The organism is Rhodoplanes tepidamans (assembly GCF_030813915.1).
Lineage (GTDB): Bacteria > Pseudomonadota > Alphaproteobacteria > Rhizobiales > Xanthobacteraceae > Rhodoplanes > Rhodoplanes tepidamans.
Window position 1 is genome coordinate 17,418 of record NZ_JAUSUJ010000032.1, and the last position, 20,894, is coordinate 38,311.

24 protein-coding genes are annotated in these 20,894 nt (G+C 72.4%); 13 read left to right on the forward strand and 11 right to left on the reverse strand.

What is annotated here, in order from left to right; translation table 11 throughout:
• The first annotated feature begins 315 nt into the window (after positions 1 to 315).
• Positions 316 to 1,077 carry an enoyl-ACP reductase FabI gene (gene fabI / locus J2S22_RS27350; RefSeq protein WP_272779412.1) on the forward strand — a complete coding sequence of 254 codons (762 nt, stop codon included), beginning with the start codon at positions 316 to 318 and terminating at the stop codon, positions 1,075 to 1,077.
• Between the two features lie 154 nt (positions 1,078 to 1,231).
• Complete coding sequence (locus J2S22_RS27355; protein WP_272779413.1) at positions 1,232 to 1,717, forward strand: YidH family protein; 486 nt, start codon at positions 1,232 to 1,234, stop codon at positions 1,715 to 1,717.
• A 52-nt stretch (positions 1,718 to 1,769) separates the two neighbouring features.
• On the opposite strand, the gene J2S22_RS27360 is transcribed toward J2S22_RS27355, so the two are convergent.
• On the reverse strand, positions 1,770 to 4,121 hold the full coding sequence (locus tag J2S22_RS27360) for a T6SS phospholipase effector Tle1-like catalytic domain-containing protein (RefSeq protein WP_272779414.1): 2,352 nt from the start codon (positions 4,119 to 4,121) through the stop codon (positions 1,770 to 1,772).
• A gap of 244 nt (positions 4,122 to 4,365) precedes the next feature.
• Between J2S22_RS27360 and murI the strand changes: the two genes are divergently transcribed.
• The 3 genes from murI (at position 4,366) to rpsD (ending at position 6,531) form a co-directional block, all read left to right on the forward strand.
• A complete protein-coding gene (gene murI, locus J2S22_RS27365; protein WP_272779415.1) occupies positions 4,366 to 5,223 on the forward strand; it encodes a glutamate racemase in 858 nt (285 codons plus the stop codon).
• 47 nt (positions 5,224 to 5,270) lie between these two features.
• The gene (locus tag J2S22_RS27370) at positions 5,271 to 5,642 is read left to right on the forward strand and encodes a hypothetical protein (protein WP_272779416.1); all 372 of its coding nucleotides are present in this window, start codon (positions 5,271 to 5,273) and stop codon (positions 5,640 to 5,642) included.
• 271 nt (positions 5,643 to 5,913) lie between these two features.
• Positions 5,914 to 6,531, forward strand: a complete 618-nt coding sequence (rpsD, locus tag J2S22_RS27375; protein WP_272779417.1) for a 30S ribosomal protein S4 — start codon at positions 5,914 to 5,916, stop codon at positions 6,529 to 6,531.
• 114 nt (positions 6,532 to 6,645) lie between these two features.
• Here rpsD and J2S22_RS27380 read toward each other — a convergent pair whose 3' ends face one another.
• Both J2S22_RS27380 and J2S22_RS27385 read right to left on the reverse strand, forming a co-directional pair.
• On the reverse strand, positions 6,646 to 7,263 hold the full coding sequence (locus J2S22_RS27380) for a hypothetical protein (RefSeq protein ID WP_272779418.1): 618 nt from the start codon (positions 7,261 to 7,263) through the stop codon (positions 6,646 to 6,648).
• A 79-nt stretch (positions 7,264 to 7,342) separates the two neighbouring features.
• A complete protein-coding gene (locus tag J2S22_RS27385; RefSeq protein WP_272779419.1) occupies positions 7,343 to 7,738 on the reverse strand; it encodes a DoxX family protein in 396 nt (131 codons plus the stop codon).
• A gap of 211 nt (positions 7,739 to 7,949) precedes the next feature.
• Here J2S22_RS27385 and J2S22_RS27390 point away from each other — a divergent pair, with 211 nt between their 5' ends.
• Complete coding sequence (locus J2S22_RS27390; protein ID WP_272779420.1) at positions 7,950 to 8,399, forward strand: EamA family transporter; 450 nt, start codon at positions 7,950 to 7,952, stop codon at positions 8,397 to 8,399.
• Here the strand turns inward: J2S22_RS27390 and J2S22_RS27395 are convergent.
• From J2S22_RS27395 to J2S22_RS27405, 3 genes are all read right to left on the reverse strand, one after another.
• The gene (locus J2S22_RS27395) at positions 8,387 to 8,995 is read right to left on the reverse strand and encodes a DUF4334 domain-containing protein (protein ID WP_272779421.1); all 609 of its coding nucleotides are present in this window, start codon (positions 8,993 to 8,995) and stop codon (positions 8,387 to 8,389) included. The genes J2S22_RS27390 and J2S22_RS27395 overlap by 13 nt on opposite strands.
• A gap of 35 nt (positions 8,996 to 9,030) precedes the next feature.
• Positions 9,031 to 9,255: a hypothetical protein gene (locus J2S22_RS27400; protein ID WP_307155894.1), complete on the reverse strand. Its 225-nt coding sequence runs from the start codon at positions 9,253 to 9,255 to the stop codon at positions 9,031 to 9,033.
• Positions 9,256 to 9,389: 134 nt separating this feature from the next.
• Positions 9,390 to 9,737 carry a 2Fe-2S iron-sulfur cluster-binding protein gene (locus J2S22_RS27405; RefSeq protein ID WP_272779422.1) on the reverse strand — a complete coding sequence of 116 codons (348 nt, stop codon included), beginning with the start codon at positions 9,735 to 9,737 and terminating at the stop codon, positions 9,390 to 9,392.
• 255 nt (positions 9,738 to 9,992) lie between these two features.
• On the opposite strand from J2S22_RS27405, the gene J2S22_RS27410 reads away from it, so the two are divergent.
• The 3 genes from J2S22_RS27410 (at position 9,993) to J2S22_RS27420 (ending at position 12,320) form a co-directional block, all read left to right on the forward strand.
• Positions 9,993 to 10,280: a GlsB/YeaQ/YmgE family stress response membrane protein gene (locus J2S22_RS27410; RefSeq protein ID WP_272779423.1), complete on the forward strand. Its 288-nt coding sequence runs from the start codon at positions 9,993 to 9,995 to the stop codon at positions 10,278 to 10,280.
• 202 nt (positions 10,281 to 10,482) lie between these two features.
• On the forward strand, positions 10,483 to 11,094 hold the full coding sequence (locus J2S22_RS27415) for a DUF2934 domain-containing protein (protein WP_272779424.1): 612 nt from the start codon (positions 10,483 to 10,485) through the stop codon (positions 11,092 to 11,094).
• Positions 11,095 to 11,390: 296 nt separating this feature from the next.
• Positions 11,391 to 12,320: an AEC family transporter gene (locus J2S22_RS27420; protein WP_272779425.1), complete on the forward strand. Its 930-nt coding sequence runs from the start codon at positions 11,391 to 11,393 to the stop codon at positions 12,318 to 12,320.
• Between the two features lie 45 nt (positions 12,321 to 12,365).
• Here J2S22_RS27420 and folE read toward each other — a convergent pair whose 3' ends face one another.
• The gene (gene folE / locus J2S22_RS27425; RefSeq protein WP_272779426.1) at positions 12,366 to 13,025 is read right to left on the reverse strand and encodes a GTP cyclohydrolase I FolE; all 660 of its coding nucleotides are present in this window, start codon (positions 13,023 to 13,025) and stop codon (positions 12,366 to 12,368) included.
• Between the two features lie 203 nt (positions 13,026 to 13,228).
• Here folE and J2S22_RS27430 point away from each other — a divergent pair, with 203 nt between their 5' ends.
• A complete protein-coding gene (locus J2S22_RS27430; protein WP_272779427.1) occupies positions 13,229 to 13,642 on the forward strand; it encodes a DUF2177 family protein in 414 nt (137 codons plus the stop codon).
• Positions 13,643 to 13,882: 240 nt separating this feature from the next.
• On the opposite strand, the gene J2S22_RS27435 is transcribed toward J2S22_RS27430, so the two are convergent.
• The 4 genes from J2S22_RS27435 to J2S22_RS27450 all read right to left on the reverse strand — a co-directional run bounded on the left by J2S22_RS27435 (position 13,883) and on the right by J2S22_RS27450 (position 17,185).
• A complete protein-coding gene (locus tag J2S22_RS27435) occupies positions 13,883 to 14,911 on the reverse strand; it encodes an SAM-dependent methyltransferase (RefSeq protein WP_272779428.1) in 1,029 nt (342 codons plus the stop codon).
• 14 nt (positions 14,912 to 14,925) lie between these two features.
• Positions 14,926 to 15,762, reverse strand: a complete 837-nt coding sequence (locus tag J2S22_RS27440) for a DUF1295 domain-containing protein (RefSeq protein ID WP_272779429.1) — start codon at positions 15,760 to 15,762, stop codon at positions 14,926 to 14,928.
• 191 nt (positions 15,763 to 15,953) lie between these two features.
• Positions 15,954 to 16,616 (reverse strand): ChrR family anti-sigma-E factor, encoded by a 663-nt coding sequence (locus J2S22_RS27445; RefSeq protein WP_272779430.1) that lies wholly within the window; start codon positions 16,614 to 16,616, stop codon positions 15,954 to 15,956.
• Entirely contained in the window at positions 16,613 to 17,185 is a 573-nt protein-coding gene (locus tag J2S22_RS27450) for a sigma-70 family RNA polymerase sigma factor (protein ID WP_272779431.1), read from the reverse strand. The genes J2S22_RS27445 and J2S22_RS27450 overlap by 4 nt, the downstream gene beginning before the upstream one ends.
• A gap of 243 nt (positions 17,186 to 17,428) precedes the next feature.
• On the opposite strand from J2S22_RS27450, the gene J2S22_RS27455 reads away from it, so the two are divergent.
• The 3 genes from J2S22_RS27455 (at position 17,429) to J2S22_RS27465 (ending at position 20,894) form a co-directional block, all read left to right on the forward strand.
• Positions 17,429 to 18,793: an NAD(P)/FAD-dependent oxidoreductase gene (locus J2S22_RS27455; protein WP_272779432.1), complete on the forward strand. Its 1,365-nt coding sequence runs from the start codon at positions 17,429 to 17,431 to the stop codon at positions 18,791 to 18,793.
• Positions 18,790 to 19,575, forward strand: coding sequence for a DUF1365 domain-containing protein (locus J2S22_RS27460; protein WP_272779433.1), 786 nt, complete (start codon positions 18,790 to 18,792; stop codon positions 19,573 to 19,575). The genes J2S22_RS27455 and J2S22_RS27460 overlap by 4 nt, the downstream gene beginning before the upstream one ends.
• 62 nt (positions 19,576 to 19,637) lie before the next feature.
• Positions 19,638 to 20,894, forward strand: coding sequence for an SAM-dependent methyltransferase (locus J2S22_RS27465; protein WP_272779434.1), 1,257 nt, complete (start codon positions 19,638 to 19,640; stop codon positions 20,892 to 20,894).

Below are 20,894 nucleotides of genomic sequence, written 5' to 3' on the forward strand. Positions count from 1 at the left end.
GTAACCGTAAGATACTTTTCGCAGTGCAGCATGTGCCGCTACGGAGGGGCGGACACGACGAGGGCGGTCACGGGAATCGTCACCGTCGCACACGCAGGCGGCAAGGGAGCAGTCGATGAGCGACGTGACCTAGACCCGCGACAGCGTCACGCGCATCGGGCCTCGCGCCCGATGCCGCGTCGTCGAACCGGTCGCATCGGCGCACCCGGCGAGCCGCCGGCGTGGGGCGATGCGCGCTGCTCCAGCTCGCGCCCGGCGACGTCCGCCGCCGGCCTGCGGTCTGCTGCCTCCTCCAGACAGATACGGATTCTCTCGATGATCTCTCTCGCCGGCAAGAAGGCCCTGGTGGTCGGAATCGCCAACGACCAGTCGATCGCCTATGGCTGCGCCAAGGCCTTTCGCGAGCTCGGTGCCGAGCTGGCGATCACCTACGCCAACGAGAAGGTGGCGCCCTATGTGCGCCCGCTCGCCGAGGCGCTCGGCGCCACGCTGTTCCTGCCGCTCGAGGTGCGCGACGACGCGCAGTTCGGCGCGCTCCGCGACACCATCGCGCGCACCTGGGGCAGTCTCGACATCTGCCTGCACTCGGTGGCGTTCTGCCCGCGCGACGATCTGCACGGCCGGGTCCTCGACTGCTCGCGCGACGGCTTCCTCACCGCGATGGACATCTCGGTCTACTCGTTCGTGCGGCTGGTGCACACGATGGAGCCGCTGCTCGCGCCGGGCAGCGCCTGCCTGACCGTGTCGTTCTACGGCGCCGAGAAGGTGGTCGACCACTACAACGTCATGGGGCCGGTCAAGTCGGCGCTCGAGTCGGTGACCCGCTACATGGCGGCCGAGCTCGGCGCCAAGAAGATCTCCGTCAACGCGCTCTCGCCCGGACCGCTGCGCACCCGCGCCGCCTCCGGCATCCCGGCCTTCGACGAGCTGCTGGAGCGCGCCATGGAGCGGGCCCCGACCCAGGAGCTCGCCAGCATCGACGACGTCGGCGCCTACGCGGCGTTCCTGGCCGGCCGCGCCGGCAACGTGACGGGCGGCGTGCACTACATCGACGGCGGCTACAACATCCGCGGATGACGCGGACGGGCGCCGCACGAGCTGCGGCGCCTCGGGGCGGCCGTGCGCCGCGCGGCGCCCCCGGCAGCAAGGAGCGGGATGGACGGGCGCGACGGGTCGGAACCCCGGCCCGCGCCGTCGCGTTGGCGCTCGGACTCTCCAGCCCGGGCTCGCCATGACGCCATCCGACACCCGCGTCGACGCCGCCGTCGACCGCGGCACCGACAAGCTGAAGACCAGCGCGGCCTGGATGGAGGGCTCGACGGCGCGGATGGAAGGCGCGACTGGCCAGATGGCCGGCTCGGCCGACCGGCGCACCGAGCTCGCCGCCGACCGCACCCTGTTCGCGGCGGAGCGCACCTATGCGGCCTGGGTGCGCACCGGCCTCGCCGCGCTGGCGAGCGGCATCGGCGCCAAGGCGCTGCTCGAAGGCGTCGTGCCGCAGTGGATGATCCTCTCCACCGGCTCGGTGCTGGTGCTGTTCAGCGCCTTCTGCTTCGCCGCCGCGGTGTGGCGCCAGATGCGCCCCGGCCCGCCGCCGCCCCGCCCCGACACGCCCCGCCTGCCCCCGGCCCTGCTGATCGCCGTCAACGGCTTCCTGATCCTGGTCGCCCTCACGGCCCTCGCCGGCGTGCTGTTCGGACGCGACGCCGCGCCGTGAGCGGTGGCCCGCTCAGAGGCGCGGGCCTCACTTCGGCGCCGGCCTGACCGTGTCACTTCACCGGCTCGAGCGCGACCTTGGCGGCGCCGGAATTGTTGTGGCGGTAGAACCAGTCGACATATCCGGGTAAGGCGATCACGGCGTCGTTGACGTACAGGTACAGTTCGTCGTCCGACCGCGCCGCAAAGGTCGTCACGAATGTCCTTCCGTCCGGCGCTGCCTCGAAGTCCAGCGGCTGCTCGTCGAGGCCGTGGCGCCCGATCCGCGCCACGACCCTGAACCAGTTCGACGCGATCAGCCGCCGCAGCGGCAGGCCGAGAAACTGCTGCCAGACCATCTTCTCGAACCCGAACCCGTTGGGGTCGGTCGCAATATTCGCTGCGCCGGCCTCCTTCGGACCGTGACCGTCGACGAACGGGCGCGTCACCGTGAGCATCAGGCGGTAGCTTTGCCCTTTGGCCACCGTGAAGCCGGTCGGATGGCAGAGACTCTTGGTGTCGAATTCCGCCGTCTGCCGCTCCGCCGCGGAGCCCTTAGGTTCTGGGCACACCAGGCCGATCGAGTCGCCGATCGCGAACAGGACGCGGCTCGCGCCGACCCCCAGTCCGCAGACGATGACGACCAGGGCGATCACGGGCAACACCCATCGTCTGAGCATCTGGAAGGTCGCGATGTAGGCCTCGGACGTCCGCAACCGGTACAGCCAGTCGCTCGGCACCGGCACCTCGGGCGCTTCGCCGCCGGCGAGCGAGCGACGCCAGATGTTCCGCACCACGTCGAAGATCCGGCGCTGCAGCCGTCCGCCGACGTAGAGCAGCACGCCCAGCGCCACGCCGCCGTAGAGCAGCCACTCGGGGCGCTGCCGGAAGGCGTCCACCCACGGCGACGCGAGCCCCGGCAGAACCCCGCCGATCAGATCGACCACGGGGATGAGCGGCGCGGCGAGGCTCCGCTCTCCGTCACCCGGCCATTTCAGCACCAGCGCGGGCGCGGCAGCGAGCATAGCCGACACCAGAACCGTGACGAAATAAACCACCCGCTTCAGCCAGACCCAGTTCCAAGCGCGCTCCTGCCGCCGAGCCCGCGCCACGGCCTGGCCGTCGCTTTCGAACGTCTCGGACAGCACCTCGCCGGCCCGCGTGGTGACGCGGTATTCGGCCGGGATCACGATCGGGCTGTAGCCGTCCGCGCAGGTCTTGATCCGCGCGAACACCGATTCGTGGATCATCGGAGGGGCGGCATCCGTGGGACCACGGGTCCGGGGGGCCCACCGGGCCGGGTCGCGCGCGCTCCGCGATCCCGGCGGTCGGTGCTTCGCGACCGCGGTCGCGAAGCGTGAAAAATCCTGACCGAGCCTCGGCTTCGCCTCGTCGCCGTAGAGCATCTCCATCCGCCGCGGTTGGTAGCGGTAGTATCCGCCGAGTCCGCGACGGGAATCGTTCGACTTGTCATTGGGGTTCGCGAAACGCCGCAGCCGCCTCGCCTCGGCGCGCCGGAGGTCGAGGCCGTAGACGATCGCGCGGCTCATCATCCAGTCGAGAGTGATGTAGGACAGCCCGTCGCGCCAATACCCGCCGCCGACGTCGGAGTGCATGCCCGCGAACCAGACCTGGCTCATCCGCTGCTGGTCGATGTCGGACAGCGGATAAGGGACCGTCGGAGGGGACCAGTTCTCCTCCATTCCGGCGCGCCGGCCGTCGTCGTCGACCTCTTTCTCGACCCACAGCAACGGCCAGAATGCGCGGCGCTCGTCGTCGAGTGCGAGCGCTTGGCAGGCACGCCGGACCTTGGCCGACATTACCCGGTCCGGCATCGACAGCGGCCACAGCCAGTAGTCGATCGCGCGCGTGATCTCGTCGATCGGCCCGCCATACGCCGCGACCGTGTCCCACACACCCAGGAAGTGGATCGGCGGCCGGCGTCGTTCCGCGGGCGGCCGTGACACGAAGAGGTCGCGGAGTGCACGAAACGGCCTCTCCACCCGGAGAGTCGTCTCGAACCGCCGCCGGAACTCTCGATAGACGGCCTTTGCGTCACGTTGGAGGTCCGCCTCGCTACCGGTCCACGGAACAAGCCCTTCGCGCGCGATGAGACCGGCGACGATCCTGATCGTGAAGGCGCCGCGGCTGAAGCCGAACCCGTAGATGCGGTCGCCCTCCTGATAGTTCCGGCAAACGAACTTGTAGAGGCTGAGCACGTTGCGCGCGAGACCGACCCCGAACACGCCGCCCAGCACCGCCAGCGGCTTGAAGGACGAGGTGCCGACGCCGTCGTCGTAGGCGGCGATCTGGCAGCTCGGATCGCGCAGATCGAGAGCCTCGTAGAGTCGCCAAACGTTCGTCTTGTTGAGCTTCGCCGCGCTGTTGCCGGTGCCGTCGGACAACAGGACGATGTTCTTGGCCATGGCCGTCCCCCCCCCCGATGCCGCGCGCCTCTCCGGCAGAGGATGCGGGTGACGGTTTCATGACACAAGCATTCCGTGCATCGCCGCCATTCACGCTTGTGCGACCGTTTCACCGCAACCCGCCATAACGGTCCGCATGGCGCTCGGCGGACCGAGGCCGCGCAGCCCCGCCCTGCCGCGGGCGCCTGTCGGGCTGCGGCGAATTGCGCTACAAGCATGAACGGACGGAGGATTCCTCGAAGCAATGCCGGCCCGGCCCGTCATCCTGGTATTCGATTCCGGCCTCGGCGGCCTCACGGTGCTGCGCGAGGTGGTTCGCGCGCGCCCGGACGCCGGCTACGTCTACGTCGCCGACGACGCCTTCTTCCCCTATGGGCGCCACGGCGAGGCCGCGCTGATCGCCCGCCTGGTGCCGCTGATGGGCGAGCTGATCGCAGGCTGGCGGCCCGACCTCGTGGTGATCGCCTGCAACACCGCCTCCACCCTGGTGCTGCCGCATCTGCGCGCCGCCCATGCGGTGCCGTTCGTCGGCACCGTGCCGGCCATCAAGCCGGCCTGCGCGGGCTCGCGCAGCAGGCTCGTCTCGGTGCTCGGCACCGAGGCGACCGTGAAGCGCGAATACACCCGCGCGCTGATCCGCGACTTCGGCCAGGGCTGCGCCGTGACGCTGGTCGGCTCGGCCCATCTGGCGGCGATCGCCGAGGCGGCGCTGCGCGACGAGCCGGTCGACGCGGCCGCCGTGGCGGCCGAGATCGCGCCCTGCTTCGTCGCCCAGGACGGCCGCCGCACCGACACCATCGCGCTCGCCTGCACGCATTATCCGCTGCTGCTCGACCGGCTGCGGGCGGCGAGCCCGTGGAGCGTCGACTGGATCGATCCCGCCCCGGCGATCGCCCGGCGGGTGGTCGACCTGCTGGGCGGCCCGCCGGCCGGGCAGGCCGCGCGGCCGGCCGCCGACCGCTTCGTCTTCACCTCGCAGCGCCCCCCGGCGCCGGCCCTGGTCGCCGCACTGGAAGGTTTCGGCCTGAGGCTGCAGGATGCGGCGCGGCCGGGGAGCGACGGCCGCGACGCGCCGGCGGCGCTCGGCGCCGCCGGCCGATGAGGCGGGCCGGACGCCCGCCGGTCGAAGCGATCTCAGGGGGAAGAGCAATGATCCGTGGTGTTCCGAAGGTGGCGGCGCTGGGCCTCGTCCTCGCCTTCGCCCTCGCCGGCTGCGACGGCGTCGCCGGCCCGCAGGGCCCGAAGGGCGATCCCGGTCCGCCCGGCGCGGCCGGCCCCGCCGGTCCCGCCGGTCCCAAGGGCGACGCCGGCCCGGCCGGTGCGGCGGGCGCGGCCGGCACGCGGCTGCGCCAGATCGCCTGCGACCGGGCGAGCTGCGCCTGCGATCCGAACGAGTTCGTCGTCACGGTGTTCTGCCCGCTCGGCTCGCTCGCCCCGGTACGGGCCAACGAGCGCGAGGGCGTCTGCCGGCGCGACGGCAGCTCGGTGCCGCCGGAGGCGCTGGTCTGCGCCGCGAAGTAGACGGCGCGGGCCGGCCGGGGGGCCGGCCGCGGCCGCAGCGTCGGGTTTGACATTTCCGGCCGATCCCCTAAAACCCGTGCCGTCACGCGGGCCTCACGGCCCGCGCGGCGTTTCGCGACCCGTGGCGACCGCCCGCGCAGGGCGGCGGCCTGTCGGTTCCGGCCAAAACCGGAGCAAAGGAAGGGCGCGATCCTCATGGTCCCGGCCGGCCGCGACGCCGCCGGCGGGACGATCACCAACAAGGCGGGCGCAACCCCGCCACGAGGACGCGATGACCAAGCGCATCGAAGCGAAGTACAAGATCGACCGCCGGATGGGCCAGAACATCTGGGGTCGTCCGAAGAGCCCGGTGAACCGCCGCGAGTACGGCCCGGGCCAGCACGGCCAGCGCCGCAAGGGCAAGCTGTCCGACTACGGCATTCAGCTGCGCGCCAAGCAGAAGCTGAAGGGCTACTACGCCAACATCTCCGAGAAGCAGTTCCGCGGCATCTACGACGAGGCCATCCGGATGAAGGGCGACTCGGGCGCCAACCTGATCGGCCTGCTGGAGCGCCGGCTCGACGCGGTGGTGTACCGCGCCAAGTTCGTGGCGACCCCGTTCGCGGCCCGCCAGTTCATCAACCACGGCCATGTCAAGGTGAACGGCCGCCGCGTCAACATCCCGAGCTATCGCTGCAAGGTCGGCGACGTGATCGAGGTGAAGGACCGGTCGAAGCAGCTCGCCATCGTGCTGGAGGCGACCCAGCTCCCCGAGCGCGACGTGCCGGACTACATCGAGGTCGATCACTCGAAGATGACGGCCAAGCTCGCCCGCATCCCGGCGCTGGGCGACGTCCCCTATGCGGCCCACATGGAGCCGAACCTGGTCGTCGAGTACTATTCGCGCTGATCGCGCGCGTCGCGCGATGCTCGCGCGACACACGAAGAAACGAGCCGGTCGCCCTGGGCGGCCGGCTTTTTTCGTCGTGGCCTCTCCGGTGCGTGTGAGGCGCTGCGCCACGCCCTACTGGGCCGGGACGTAGACGACCTCGCCGCCCGACGCGACGCTGCGGTAGAGGGTCGGGCCGTAGCGGAAATACTGGGTGCCGTTCATCACCGCCGAGACGCTGCCGTCCGGGAGCGTGCGCACCGCGCCGGGCGGCAGCGGCGGCGCCGGGTAGCCGGCGGCCGCGACGCCCGCCCCTGCTGGGGCCGGCGGCGGCGCAGCGCCGCCTCCGCCGCGAAGACCGGGGGCGACGACGACGCCGGTGGGGCCGGCGCCCGGCGCCACCACGGTCGGGGCCACCACGTCCGGAGCGATCACATTGGTGGTCGGCGCGATCACGTCGCGACGGAACACCGCGTCGGGCCGCCCGGGCGGGCCCGGCGGCGGCGGACCGGGCGGACCGTCGGGGCGGCGGCCGACCGCCGGGCCCGGCTCGGGCCGGCCCGCGTCGGCGCGTCCCGGGTCCGGGCGCCCCGCATCCGGGCGCCCCGTGTCGGGGCGTCCCGGCTCGGCCCGGCCGGGCCGCTCGGCCTCGCGGCCGCGCTCGGCTCGGCCGGGCGGGTCGAAGGCCAGCGCCGGCAGGACGAACGGAACGGCCGCGATCGAGCAGGCCATCGCGATGCGCACACCGATCATGACGGTCTCCTGTGCGAGGCGGTCGTCCGCCGGTCGTCGGGGGTCGGATCGCGGCCGCCGCTGCGGCCGCGGGTCGGGATCAGCGCTTCTTCCACACCGCGTCGAGGCTCAGCGGGCCGCCGCCGGCGCAGGCGAAGTACAGGAAGACGAAGCAGAACAGCACGGCCGCCTCGCCGCCATTGCCCTGCGGGAAGAAGCCGCGCGGCGCGTGGCCGAGGAAATACGCGAAGGCGAGCTCGCCCGAGAGGATGAAGGCGACGGTGCGGGTGTAGAAGCCGACCAGCAGCAGCGCGCCGAGGAACAGCTCCAGGGCCCCGGCGATCCAGTAGAGCGACCACAGCTCGACGGTGCGGCCGGCCACCGGCCAGCCGAAGAACTTGGTCAGCGGATGCTGGAGCAGGAGGAGCGCCGTCATGATGCGGACGATGCTCAGCACGATGGGCGAGAAACGCTCGGCGATACGTTCGATGTTCACGGGGGTGAGTCTCCTTTGCCCGGACCGTCTAGCGCGAATCGGTCCCGGGATGCCGCTCACAATGACCTGATCGGCGGCCCCGCCGGGTGCAGCCGGCCACCACCGGAGCGACTGCGCGGCAGGTTCCGGAGCCGGGCTTTCTCGGCTACGACACCGGCGCGGCGCCGTCCGTGCGCGTCGCCTGTGTCCCGTGTCCGCGCCGGAGGCCCCGATGCGATCGCTGCTCTCGTCCGCGTCCGCGAGCTGGCAGGCCTGGGCCCTGCTCGCCGCGGTGTTCGCGGCCCTCACCGCGGTCTTCGCCAAGATCGGGGTCGAGGCGGTGGGCTCGGACTTCGCCACCTTCGTGCGCACCGTGGTGGTGGTCGTGGTGCTGGCGGCGCTGCTCGCCGCCACCGGCCAGTGGCAGGCGCCCGGCACCGTGCCGGCCCGCACCTGGCTGTTCCTCGGCCTGTCGGGCCTCGCCACCGGGGCGTCGTGGCTGTGCTACTTCCGCGCCTTGAAGCTCGGCGACGCGGCCCGGGTCGCCCCGCTCGACAAGCTCAGCGTGGTGCTGGTGGCGATCTTCGGCGCGGCGGTGCTGGGCGAGCGCCTCTCGGCCGCCAACTGGGCCGGCGTCGCCCTGATCGCCGCCGGGGCGATCCTGGTCGCCTACAAGGGGTGAACCGCCGACGGGTGCGCCGACGGGGGGTACGCCGCGCCGCCGGTCTCGTTCTCCCGCCGCAGCACGAAGAAGAACGGCTGCGCCAGCCCGCGCAGATCCATCAGGCCGAGGCGGGTGTCGGGATCGACGACCCGGAACACGTCGATGATCGGCTGGCGGTCGTAGACCATGGCGGCGCCCGCCCGGCCGCGCCACGTCACCACGCGCAGGCGGGCGGCGGGCCGCCGCGTCGCGAACACCGGCAGGGCGAGCCGGACAATGCTTCGCAGCAGTCCGATGCGGGCGAGCTGGGGCCACCGCACCAGCAGGCCGACCGGCAGCCGGGCCGGGTCGAGGCGCGCGAGCCGCCCGTCACGGCGCCTGAACAGAAGCGGATAAACCGTCTCGGCGTCGACGAAGTCCTTGCCGTACCAGCCGAGCGATTCGAGCAGCCCGTCGAACGGGTGGCCGGTCGCGAGGCCGCTGCCGCGCCAGCGGCCCGCCATCGCCTCCGGGCCCGGCGCCGGCAGGGCGTCGAACAGCGCCAGCGCCTCGGCCGCGGTGCCGCCGCCGGCCGCGAGCCGGGCCAGCCGCACCGCCGCGTCCGCAGGGGGCACGGCGGGGCCGGCGTCCGCGCCGGAGGCGGGCTCCGTCACGCGGCGCCGGCGGGCGGGCTGCCGGCCGGCGGGGTGCCGGCCTCGGGCGACGGGCCGCGCGCGCCGGCCTTGGCGGCGCGGCGGGCGGCGCGCTCGGCCTTCTTGTCCTCGCGCCAGCGCTTGAGCTCGAACACGCCGAACCACACCCAGTTCAGCGGCCACCACAGCACCGGCCCCTTGCTGTCGTGCCAGAGAAAGCCGCGGCCCTTGAAGTAGTACATGCGACGCCTCCCGGAAGAGGCCGCGAGCCTAGCCCGAACCGCAGCGCCGCGACATCCGGGACACGCCGACGCGCCGCCGGCGGACGGGCGGCGGCCGGCGCTCCGGCGCAGTCTCAGCGACGGCCCGCAAGGCTTCAGAACTTCACGAGAATGTCCTCGTGCCGGACGATGAACTGGCAGGCCAGCCGCCACGGCGGCGGCAGGTCCTTCACCTCGGCGTCGTCGATCTGCTGCTGGGTGATCTTGCCGGCCAGCTTGAGGACCGTCTTCTCCTTCTCGGTGAGGCTGATGCCGAGCGGGGTCTTGCCGCTGAGGACCGAGACCTCGCAGGCGCACGAGCCGCACTCGCCGTTCTCGCATTCGAAGTGGATCGGGACCTTGTGCTCCTTGGCGACCGAGAGGAGCGTCCGCGTATCGCCGGCGATCGCGTAGACGGTCACGTCCTTGGGCATGGCAGGCGAGGTGAAGGTGACGTCGGCCATTTGTCTCTCTCGCAGAATTGAAGTGTTCCAATGCGCCGTCCCCTCGCAACCGGCGTGCCACCGGAACGGCCGGCGAAACCCCTGCAGCCGCAGCATTTTTCGCACCAGTCCACGGCCTCTGCATGTGGCCTTCCGGACAACCGTGTCGGACATGTCGGCAAGCCGCCACGCCGTCGCCGGTGTCTGGAACCCGCCCGCCGGACCCGAGTTGAACCGTCGGATACCGGCAGCGGGCCGGCAGGCGCGGAGAGCGGCATGAGCATCCTGTGGATCATCCTGATCGGCTTCGTCGCCGGAATCCTGGCGCGGCTGCTCGCCCCCGGTCCCAACAAGCCGAGCGGCTTCATCCTCACCACCCTGCTCGGCATCGCCGGCGCGTTCGTCGCCACCTGGGTCGGCCAGACCATCGGCTGGTACCGGCTCGACCAGGGCGCCGGCTTCATCGGCGCCACGGTGGGCGCCGTGCTGGTGCTGTTCATCTGGAATCGGCTGGTGGTGTCGCGCCGCATCTCCGATCCGAGCGGCGAGCGCCGCTGGCTGTGACGCACGGCCGCGGCCGGAGCGGCGACCGATCCGATCCGCGGCGGATCCCGCAACCAGCGGGCGCGCCGGCGGTTTTCCGCCCCTGCGGCCGGGTTGCCTATTACTTGCGCACTAGCCGAATGCTCCCGGAGGATGTGGCTTTTACCTTCTGTTAACCATGTCGACCCCAAGCATGGGGCTCCGAACGGGACAGGAGGTTGCAATGGCCCACTCACTCGAGGAGCTCATTCGAGAACGCGCGTACCACATCTGGAACGCCAACGGCCGCATCGACGGACGCGACGACCAGTACTGGCTGCAGGCCGAGCGCGAGGTCCTGGCCGAGCTCGCCGGCGGCGCCGCCGCCGCGCGGCCGGCCGCCGCGCCGGTGGCGGTCGAGCCGGCAGTCGCGCCGGCGGTCGAGGTGATCGCCGCAGCCGCGCCGGCCGAGACCGCTCCGGCCCCCGCGCCGGCGCCGGCGGCCGCCAAGAGCCCGGTCAAGAGCGCGGCCAAGACGACGGCGAAGCCGGCCGCCAAGACGGCCGCCAAGGCCGCGGCCAAGACCGTCGACGTGCCGAAGGCTCCCAAGGCCCCGAAGAAGGCCGCGCGCCTCGCCGCCAAGGCCAAGGCCGCCGCCGCCAAGCGCACCGCCGAGCGGGTGGTGCCGCCGGCTGCCCCGGACGCCGTCGAGGCCGCCCAGGCGGCGCTCGCCGCCCTCGCCCCGGCGACCTCCACCCTGGTCGTGCTGGCCAAGCCCGCCACCGGCCCGGCCGCCGCCGAGGCCCCCGCCGCGCCGAAGCCGGCCGCCCGGCCGAAGCTGCGCGCCAGCCGCTAGAGGCGGCCCCGCCCGACGCCCGCCGGCCCCGCCGGCGGCGAGCGCGAGCGCCGGGGCTCGCGCGCCCGATCCGCGGCCCGCGCCGGGGGTCGACCCAACTTGTCGGACCCAAACCCGACGACCCGAATGTGGTGACCCGAATGTGGTGACCCGCGCCCGGTTCTGTGATGGTAGAGCACCGTCGGCGCCGGCCGCCGACGGGCCTCCGCGACGGCGGCGGCCCTTCCCTCGCCCGTCCCGGATGTCCCTCCCGTGTCCCGTCTCCTTCCTGCCCGCCCTGCCCCGGACCCGCGCCGATGACCGGCGCCGTGCTTCTCGCCCTCGTCCCGATCGTGCTGCTGATCGGCCTCGGCCATGCGCTGCGGCGGACCGCCTTCCTGGCCGAGGCGTTCTGGCCGCAGGCCGAGCGGCTCGCCTATTTCGTGCTGCTGCCGGCCCTGTTCCTGCACGGGCTCGCCACCACCCGGCTGGGCGCCCTGCCGGTGTGGCAGATGGCGGTGGCGCTGATCGGCGCCATCCTGCTCGTCTCCGCCGCCGTGGTGCTGGCGAGACCGCTGATGCGGATCGACGGCGCCGCCTTCACCTCGGTGTTCCAGGGCAGCGTGCGCTTCAACAACTACGTCGCCGTCACCATCGCGGTGGGGCTGTTCGGCGCCGAGGGCCTCACCCTGTCGGCGATCTGCACGGCGGCCATCGTGCCGACCGTGAACGTGCTCTGCGTGCTGGTGTTCGCCCGCTGGGGCCGGGCGCGGCTGAACGCACGCGGCGTCGCCCGGCAGATCGTCACCAACCCGCTGGTCGTCTCCTGCGTCGCCGGCATCGCCCTGCAGGCGACCGGGCTCGGCCTGCCGCCCGGCCTCGACGCCGCGCTCAAGGCGCTCGGCGCCGCGTCGCTGCCGCTCGGCCTGCTGTGCGTCGGCGCCGCGCTCGACTTCGGCGCCGCCCGGCAGTGGGTCGCGCCCGTGGTCGTGTCGTCGGTGGCGAAGTTCCTGGTGATGCCGGCGGCGGCGCTGGCCATCGCGCTGGCGCTCGGGCTTCGCGGCGAGCCGCTCGTCGTCGTGCTGCTGTTCGAGGCGATGCCGACCGCCTCCTCGGCCTACATCCTGGCCCGCCAGCTCGGCGGCGACGCGCCCCTGATGGCCGGCATCACGGCGGTGCAGACCGTGCTGGCCGCGGCATCGATCCCGGTGGTGCTGGCGCTGCTGCTGGCGATCGCCGGCGCGTGACGGCCGGCGGCGCGGCCGCCGCGCCGCCGCCCCGGTGCGCCCGCGTCAGTCGATCAGCGCGAGGAATTCCTGCCGGGTCGCCGTGTTGTCGCGGAACACGCCGGTCATCCGGCTGGTCACCATGTCGGTGTCGTGCTTGTGCACGCCGCGCGTCGTCATGCAGTGGTGCTGTGCCTTGATCACCACCGCGACGCCCTGCGGCTCCAGCACCTCCTGGATGGTGTCGGCGATCTGCGCCGTCATCTTCTCCTGGATCTGGAGCCGCTTGGCGTAGACCTCGACGACCCGGGCCAGCTTGGAGATGCCGACGACGCGGCCGCTCGGCACATAGGCGACCCAGGCGCGGCCGATGATCGGCACGATGTGGTGCTCGCAGTGGCTCTCGAAGCGCACGCCGCGCAGCACCACCATCTCGTCGTAGCCGCCGGTCTCGTCGAAGGTCTTGCGCAGGATCGCGGCCGGGTCCTCGCGATAGCCCTTGAAGAACTCCTCGTAGGCGCGCGCCGCCCGCGCCGGCGTCTCCAGCAGCCCCTCGCGGTCGGGATCGTCGCCGGTCCAACGCAGGATGGTACGGAACGCCGCCTCCACCTCGGCACGAGACGGGCGCTCGAGCTTCGGGCGTTCGATCTTCGCCCGGCCGCCCTTGCGGTCGTCGTCCTTGCTGCGCTTCGCCATCGTCTCGATCGCCTGGAGGGCCGAGGTCATCGGGGGTGTCCTTTCCTATAGAGCGGAGTGAATACGACGGGAAGCGCCGGCCGGATCAGGGTGCGGCATCGCCGCCGCGCCCCCGCTCGCGTGCCGCGATCGCGGCGCTCGCACGCCGCCGGCGATCGCCGCGCCGGTGCGGTGATCCGCCGGCCGCCCGCCGACGTAAGTCCGGCAGACATTCACCGACAGGACCAGCTCCATTGCTCTACGCCATCGCCTATGCCGCCACGCTGGTGGCGTTTCTCGCCGTCGACGCGGTCTGGCTCTACAAGATGGGCAGCGTGCTGTATCGCCCGACGCTCGGCGACATCCTGCTCGAGTCGCCGCGCTTCGCGCCGGCCGTCGTGTTCTACCTGATCTATCCGATCGGCGTGCTCGCCTTCGCGGTGGCGCCGGCCCTCAAGGCCGAGAGCGTGCTGACGGCGATCGGCTGGGGCGCGCTGTTCGGGGCGCTCGCCTACGCGACCTACGACCTCACCAACTACGCGACGCTGCGCAACTGGACCTTGCAGATCACGCTCGCCGACATCGCCTGGGGCGCGGTCCTGACCGGTGTCGCGGCGGCCGCCGGCTACGGCGCCGCTGCGGCGTCGCGCCACTGGATGGCGGCCTGAGCCGCACCTATCTGAACGGTACGACACCCCGCCGTGCCCCTTCTCCCCGGGCGACCCCTCCTCCGATACACGACCGGTGATCAGCCATCCCGGTCGTGTTCACGGCCCCGGCCCCGTCGCTGATGCTGCTGCAGACGAGGCTGGGGCCGTGACCCTCGGCGCTTTGGTGCGACGAGACGACGGCCGCGTGTCGCGGCTGTCGCGCCCGCCCCGGAACGACCGCCCCCTGATCCGTCGACTTCAGTGCTGCGCCGCCGCCAGCCTGTAGTGGCTGACGCCCCATTCGGCGCCGCCGGCATGGCCGAACAGGCCGGCGGTGGCGAGGAAGAACAGCCGCCAGCGGCGCGCCCACAGGCCCGCGTCGGCGCCGTAGACGTCGCGCAGGATCGGGTCGATCGCCGCGCGGTTCGCGTCGAAGTTCTTCAGCCAGTCCTCGGCCGTGCGGGCGTAGTGCGTGCCGCTCCACCGCCACTCCGCTTCGACCCGGAAGTCGTCGAAGGCGCGGATCAGGCCGTGGCTCGGCATGATGCCGCCGGTGAAGAAGTGCTGCGCGATCCAGTCGGCCGGATCGCGATGGTCGAACCGGTAGGGCGCGGCGCGGTGGCTGAACACGTGCAGGAACAGCCGTCCCTGCGGCGACAGCCAGCCGCGGATGCGGGCGAGCAGCCCCTGCCAGTTCGCCATGTGCTCGAACATCTCGACCGAGACGACGCGGTCGAAGGTCTGCTCCGGCGCGAAGGCGTTCATGTCGGCCGTGATCACGGCGAGATTGCCGAGCCGGCGCCGCGCCGCCTCGCCCTCGATGAAGATGCGCTGCGAGCGCGAGTTCGACACCGCCGTGATGCGGGCGTGCGGGAAGCGCTCCGCCATGGCGAGCGACAGCGAGCCCCAGCCGCAGCCGAGCTCGAGGATGGTCTGGCCGTCGGCGAGGTCGGCATGCGCCATGGTCTCGGCGAGCGCCCGCTCCTCGGCGGCGGCGAGCGTGTCGGCGCCGTCCGCGTAGAGGCAGCACGAGTACTTTCGCCGCGGTCCCAGCACATGCGCGAAGAACGCCGCCGGCACCTCGTAGTGCTGGGCGTTGGCCTCGCTGGTGTGGACGGCGATCGGATGCGCCGCCATGTCGGCGGCGAAGCGCCGCTCGGCCGACGGATCGACGCCGCCGAGCGCGCGGCGCGTCGTCTCGACCAGCACGGCGATGCCGGCGCGGGTGAGGACGTCGGGGATCGGCAGGCGCTCGGCGCCGCCGATCGCGGTGGCGATCAGGCTCATCGGGGGCTCCTTCGTCAGGACGGCTCGGTCACGGCGGAGGTTTTCGGCGGCAGCGGGAAGAACGCGCTGGTGCGCGCCTTGTAGGCCCGGAAGGCGTCGCGGTGGCGCGCCTCCATGTGCTCCTCCAGCGGCGGGATCCCGGAGACGTGCACCAGCAGCCAGTACATGCAGGCGGGGCCGCCGAGCGCCAGCCAGCCGATCCAGTACTCGCCCGAGACGTCGAGCGCGATCACGGCGAGGCCGACCCAGGTGAGCCACTCGAAGAAGTAGTTCGGGTGCCGCGACCAGCCCCACAGGCCGGTGTCGCAGATGCGGCCGCGCTCGGCCCTGGTCTCGCGGAAGGTCCGGAGCTGGCGGTCGGCGATCCCCTCGCCGGCGACGCCGGCGACCACCAGGGCGAGGCCGACGAGATCCTGCAGGCCGAGCCCCGGGGCCGGCCGGTGCGCCGCGAGCAATGCGGTCGCGATCATCGGGATCGAGACCAGCGCCTGCATCTGCAGGAACAGCGCCATCCGGCGCGCGGCGTCGCGGCCCCACTGCTGGCGCAGCGCCGCGTAGCGCGGATCGTCGCCGGTCTTGCGGGCCCGCGCCGCGATGTGGCTGCCGAGCCGCACCGCCCAGGTGGCGACCAGCAGGGCGACGAGCAGCTGGCGCGCCGCCGGCCAGCCCTCGGGCCCGAGCGGCGCCAGCGCCGCGGCGGCGCCGACGCCGCCGAGCCCGAAGGTCCAGAAGGTGTCGACCCAGCCGGCATTGCCGGTGCGGCGTTCGACCACGGTGGCGACCGACATCACCATCGAGAACGCGACGGCGGCGATCAGCAGGGCCCCGAAGAGCTGGATGGAGAGCAGCATGGCAATTCCGATCTGCGAACAAACAAAGCCGAAAATGGAAACCGACGTCCGCTCGGATTTCGACCGCCGAGCGCCCGGTCACTCCGGGGCGCGGACCGGGAGGTCCGCGAACCCGGACTCCAGCCGCGAGTCGGGACGTCCGGGCTGGATTCCGGGTTCGCCGCTGCGCGGCGCCCCGGAATGACCCGCCGTCAAAGCCGCACGAAGGGCTGCAGCACCTTGCCCAGGAGGCCGTTGAGCTTGAGCCGGCCCTGCATGGCGACCAGGCAGATGCACTCGCCTCCCGGCTCGACGATCGGCGTGTGGTCGACCTCGTCGTCGGCCTCGTCGACGTCGCCCGGCCCGTAGCGGCCGTGCTCGTGGCGGAACGCGCCGGTGAGCACGCAGGTCAGCTCGGTGCCGGTGTGGGTGTGGTCGGGCAGCGCCGTGCCGCCGGCCGCCTTGAGCAGGAACACCCGGCCGCCCGGCAGGGTCGGCGTCTCGATCTGGCGCCACGACACGCCCGGCCCGACCCACCGCCACGGCCCCATCTCGTAGGACGCGAGCAGCGTCTGGTGCGCCGGCGACAGGCCCGGGATCACCTCCCCGCCTCGTCCCGGGCGGGCGGAGAGGCCGGCGTCGCGCCCGCCGCCGTCGATCTCGGCCATGGCGCGGGCGAGCGCGTCGGACCCGACGTCGACGGGCGGCAGGTCGTCGAGCAGGACGCCGCCGGTCGCCTCCAGCATGCGGACGGTCCGTCGGCACTCCGGGCAGGCGGCGAGATGCGCGGCGACGACCAGCATGCGGCCCTCGTCGAGCGTTCCGGCCGCGAAGGCGGCGAGCGTGGCTTCGGTGGGATGGTGCGTGACGGTCATGTCAGGTCACCCAGCAGGGAGCGCATCCGGTTCATGGCAAGACGCAGACGCGACTTGACGGTTCCGAGCGGGATGTCGAGCAGCCCGGCGATGTCGCCGTGCGCCCGCCCCTCGAAGAAGGACAGTTCGACGATGCGGCGCTGCTCGCCCGGCAGATGATCGAGCGCCGCCCGCACCCGCTTCTGCCGCTCGCCCGCCTCCATGTCGTGGTCGGGCGGCGGCGCCAGCTCGGGCTCCGGCTCCTCCGCCATGGCGTGCAGCATCTCGCGGCGCTGCCGGCGCGCCGCGTCGATGCGCAGGTTGCGGGCGATGGCGAAGATCCAGGCGGAGGCGCCGGCCTTCGACGCGTCGAACAGCGCGGCCTTGCGCCACACCGTGACCAGCGTCTCCTGGGCCAGCTCCTCGGCGAGGTCGGCCGCCGTGCCGGACCGCATCAGGAAGGCCTTCACGCGCGGCGCGAAATGGGCGAACAGCGCCGCGAACGCCTCACGATCGGCCCGCGCCGCGATCGCCTCGATCAACCGGTCGTGGTCCCGCACGCTCCCCTTGGCTCCCTCGACGATCGCCATCCCCTCCCCCGTGCGGCACGGCCCGGGCGGCCGGCCACGGTCGAGCAGCGCCGCGACGGCGCCCGCCGGAAGAGACTGACCGGGAATGGCGGTTCGAACAAGCATGACCCCATTACGGAGGCTCCCGCGGCTTGGATCACCCGGACCCGCCCGGCCGCGGTGATCCAGCGCCGCCGGCCCGGCGTAATGCGTCCGAACCCGCCGGTAGCCGGCTCGGCACGCATCGGGGGTCAGGGGGCGAGAATGGACGACAGCGAGGGGCCGCGCCTGAATGTCGCGGTGGTCGGCACCGGCATCTCCGGCATGGCGGCCGCCTGGCTGCTGTCGCAGCGCCACGACGTCACGGTCTACGAGCGGGCCGACCGCATCGGCGGCCACTCCAACACGGTGCGGACCCCGCCGCAGCACGGCGGCCTCCCGGTCGACACCGGCTTTATCGTCTATAACGAGACGACCTATCCCAACCTCACCGCCCTCTTCCGCCATCTCGACGTGCCGACCCAGGCGACCGACATGTCGCTCGCCGTGTCGCTCGACGACGGCGCGCTGGAATACGGCGGCGGCAGCTTCGGCGCCCTCCTGGCGCAGAAGCGCAACCTGCTGCGGCCGCGCTTCTGGTCGATGCTGGCCGGGCTCGTGCGCTTCTATCGCCGGGCGCCGCGCGACGCCGGCGCGCTCGACGAGGTGCACGTCACGCTCGGCGACTATCTCAAGCGGCACGGCTACTCGCGCGCCTTCCGGGACGACCACCTGCTGCCGATGGCGGGCGCCATCTGGTCGGCCGCCCCACAGGAGATGATGGAGTACCCGGCCGCGGCCTTCATCCGCTTCCACGAGAACCACGGCCTCCTGAAGATCGTCGACCGCCCGGTGTGGCGCACCGTGGTGGGCGGCAGCACGCGCTACGTGGAACGTCTCACCGCCTCGTTCCGCGACCGCATCCGGCTCGACTGCGGCGCCGCCGCGATCCGGCGCCACGCGACCGGCGTCACCGTGATCGACCAGAACGGCATGGCGCAGGCCTTCGACCATGTCGTGATCGCGACCCATGCCGACCAGGCGTTGGGGCTGCTCGCCGACCCCACCCTCGACGAGCGTGCGCTGCTCGGCGCCTTCCGCTACACTCGCAACGTCGCCGTTCTCCACACGGATGACAGCCTGATGCCGAAGCGGCGCGCCGCCTGGTCGAGCTGGAACGTGATCGGGACCCGCACGGGACCCGACGACAGGCCCCGCGTCACCGTCACCTACTGGATGAACCGGCTGCAGAACCTCCCCGAGGCGACGCCGCTGTTCGTGACGCTCAATCCGCCGCGCCCGCCGAAACCCGGCACCCTGATCCAGACCGAGATCTACGAGCACCCGCTGTTCGATCTCGCCGCCTATGCGGCGCAGCGCCAGCTGTGGTCGCTGCAGGGCGTCGGCAACACCTGGTACTGCGGCGCCCATTTCGGCGCCGGCTTCCACGAGGACGGGCTGCAGGCCGGCCTCGCCGTCGCCGAGGCGATCGGCGGCGTGCGCCGGCCGTGGACCGTCGCGAACGAGAGCGGCCGCATTCCGCTCGATCCGGCGCGCGTGCGCGTGCCGCAACCGACGCTGCCGGCATGACCGGGTCCGCCGCCGTCCGATCCGCCGTCTACACGGGGGCCGTGGTCCACCGCCGCCTGAAGCCGCGGGCGCACGCGCTGCGCTACCGCTGCTTCTGGATGCTGCTCGATCTCGACGAGATCGACGCCCTCGCGGCGACGCTGCGACTGTTCTCGCGCGACCGGTTCAACCTGTTCACGTTCCGGAACGCCGACCACGGCGCCGGCACCGAGGAGCCGCTGCGCGCCCAGGTCGACCGCATGCTGGCCGAGGCCGGCATCGACCTCGCCGGCGGCTCGGTGCAGATCCTCACGATGCCGCGGGTGCTCGGCTACGTGTTCAATCCGCTCAGCGTCTATTTCTGCCGACGCGCCGACGCGACGCTCGCCGCCGTGCTGTACGAGGTCACCAACACGTTCGGGGACCGCCACTCCTATCTCATCCCGGTGGAACCGGAGGCGGACGGGACCGTTCGCCAGACGTGCGACAAGCTGTTCTACGTGTCGCCGTTCATGGACATGGATCTGCGCTACGCGTTCCGCGTGTCGCCGCCCGACCGCGACGTCGCGGTGGCGATCCGGGCCGACGCCGCGGGCGAGCCCGTGATCGTCGCCGCGCTGACCGGCCGGCGCCGCGCGCTCTCCGACGGAACCCTGCTGAAGACGTTCCTGGCGCATCCGCTGATCACCTGGAAGGTGATCGCCGCGATCCACTGGGAGGCCCTGAAGCTGTGGCGCAAGGGCGTCGGCCTGCGGCCCCATCAGGCGCCGCCGGCCCGGCCCGTCACCATCGTGCGGACCTGAATCGTACGGACCCGAACCATGCGTCACGGACGCGTGCGAAATCGAATGTTGCGGAGTGGAGCATGAGCCACGTCTCTCCCTGCGACGCCGGTCGCGTCGCGTCCGAGACCTGCACGGCGGCCGCCGTGCTGCGCCGTCGCCGGTCGATCGCCCATCATCTGCTCGCCCGGGTGCTGCGCCGCCTCGACGTCGGCAGCCTCACCGTCGAGCTGCCGACCGGCGAGCGGATCGAGCATCGCGGCCGGCGGCCCGGCACCGCGGCGACCTGGATCCTGCACCGCTGGCGGCCGCTGTGGCGGGTGCTGTGGCGCGGCGATCTCGGCTTCGCCGAATCCTACATGGACGGCGACTGGTCGACCCCCGACCTGCCCGCCCTGCTGACCCTGTTCTCGGAGAACGACACCGGGCTGGCCGACGTCTATGCCGGCCTGCGCACCGAGCGCCTCGTCGACCGGCTGCGTCACCGCAAGCGCGCCAACACGAAGCGCGGCAGCCGCCGCAACATCGCCGCCCATTACGACCTCGGCAACGCCTTCTACGCCGCCTGGCTCGACCGCAGCATGACCTACTCGTCGGCGATCTACACGGCCGGCACGCAGTCGCTGGAGGACGCGCAGCGCGAGAAGCTCGACCGCATCGTGGCGCTGCTCGGCCTCGCCGGCGGCGAGCACGTGCTGGAGATCGGCTGCGGCTGGGGCGCGCTCGCCGCCCGGATGGCCGAGGCCGGCTGCCGGGTGACCGGCCTCACTTTGTCGTCCGAGCAGCTCGCCCTGGCGCGGCAGCGGCTCGCCGCGGCCGGCCACGGCACCGCCTGCGACCTGCGCCTGCAGGACTATCGCGACGTCGACGGCACCTTCGACCGCATCGTGTCGATCGAGATGATCGAGGCGGTGGGCGAGAAGTACTGGCCGGTCTATTTCGAGACGCTGTTCGCCCGGCTGAAGGCCGGCGGCAGCGCCGTGATCCAGGCCATCACCATCGAGGCGAGCCGGTTCGACAGCTACCGCCGGAACCCGGACTTCATCCAGCGCTACGTCTTCCCGGGCGGCATGCTGCCGACCCGCGCCATGATGATCGAGCACGCCCGGCGGGCCGGCCTCGTGCCGACCGACGAGACGGCCTTCGGCCAGAGCTACGCCCGGACGCTGGCCGAGTGGCGGCACCGCTTCCTGGCCGCCTGGCCGGCGATCGAGCCGCACGGCTTCGACCGCCGCTTCCGCCGCATGTGGGAGTACTACCTCGCCTATTGCGAGACCGGCTTCCGTCTCGGCGTCATCGACGTCGGCCTGTTCCGCTTCGCCAAGCCGACGTCGGCTTAG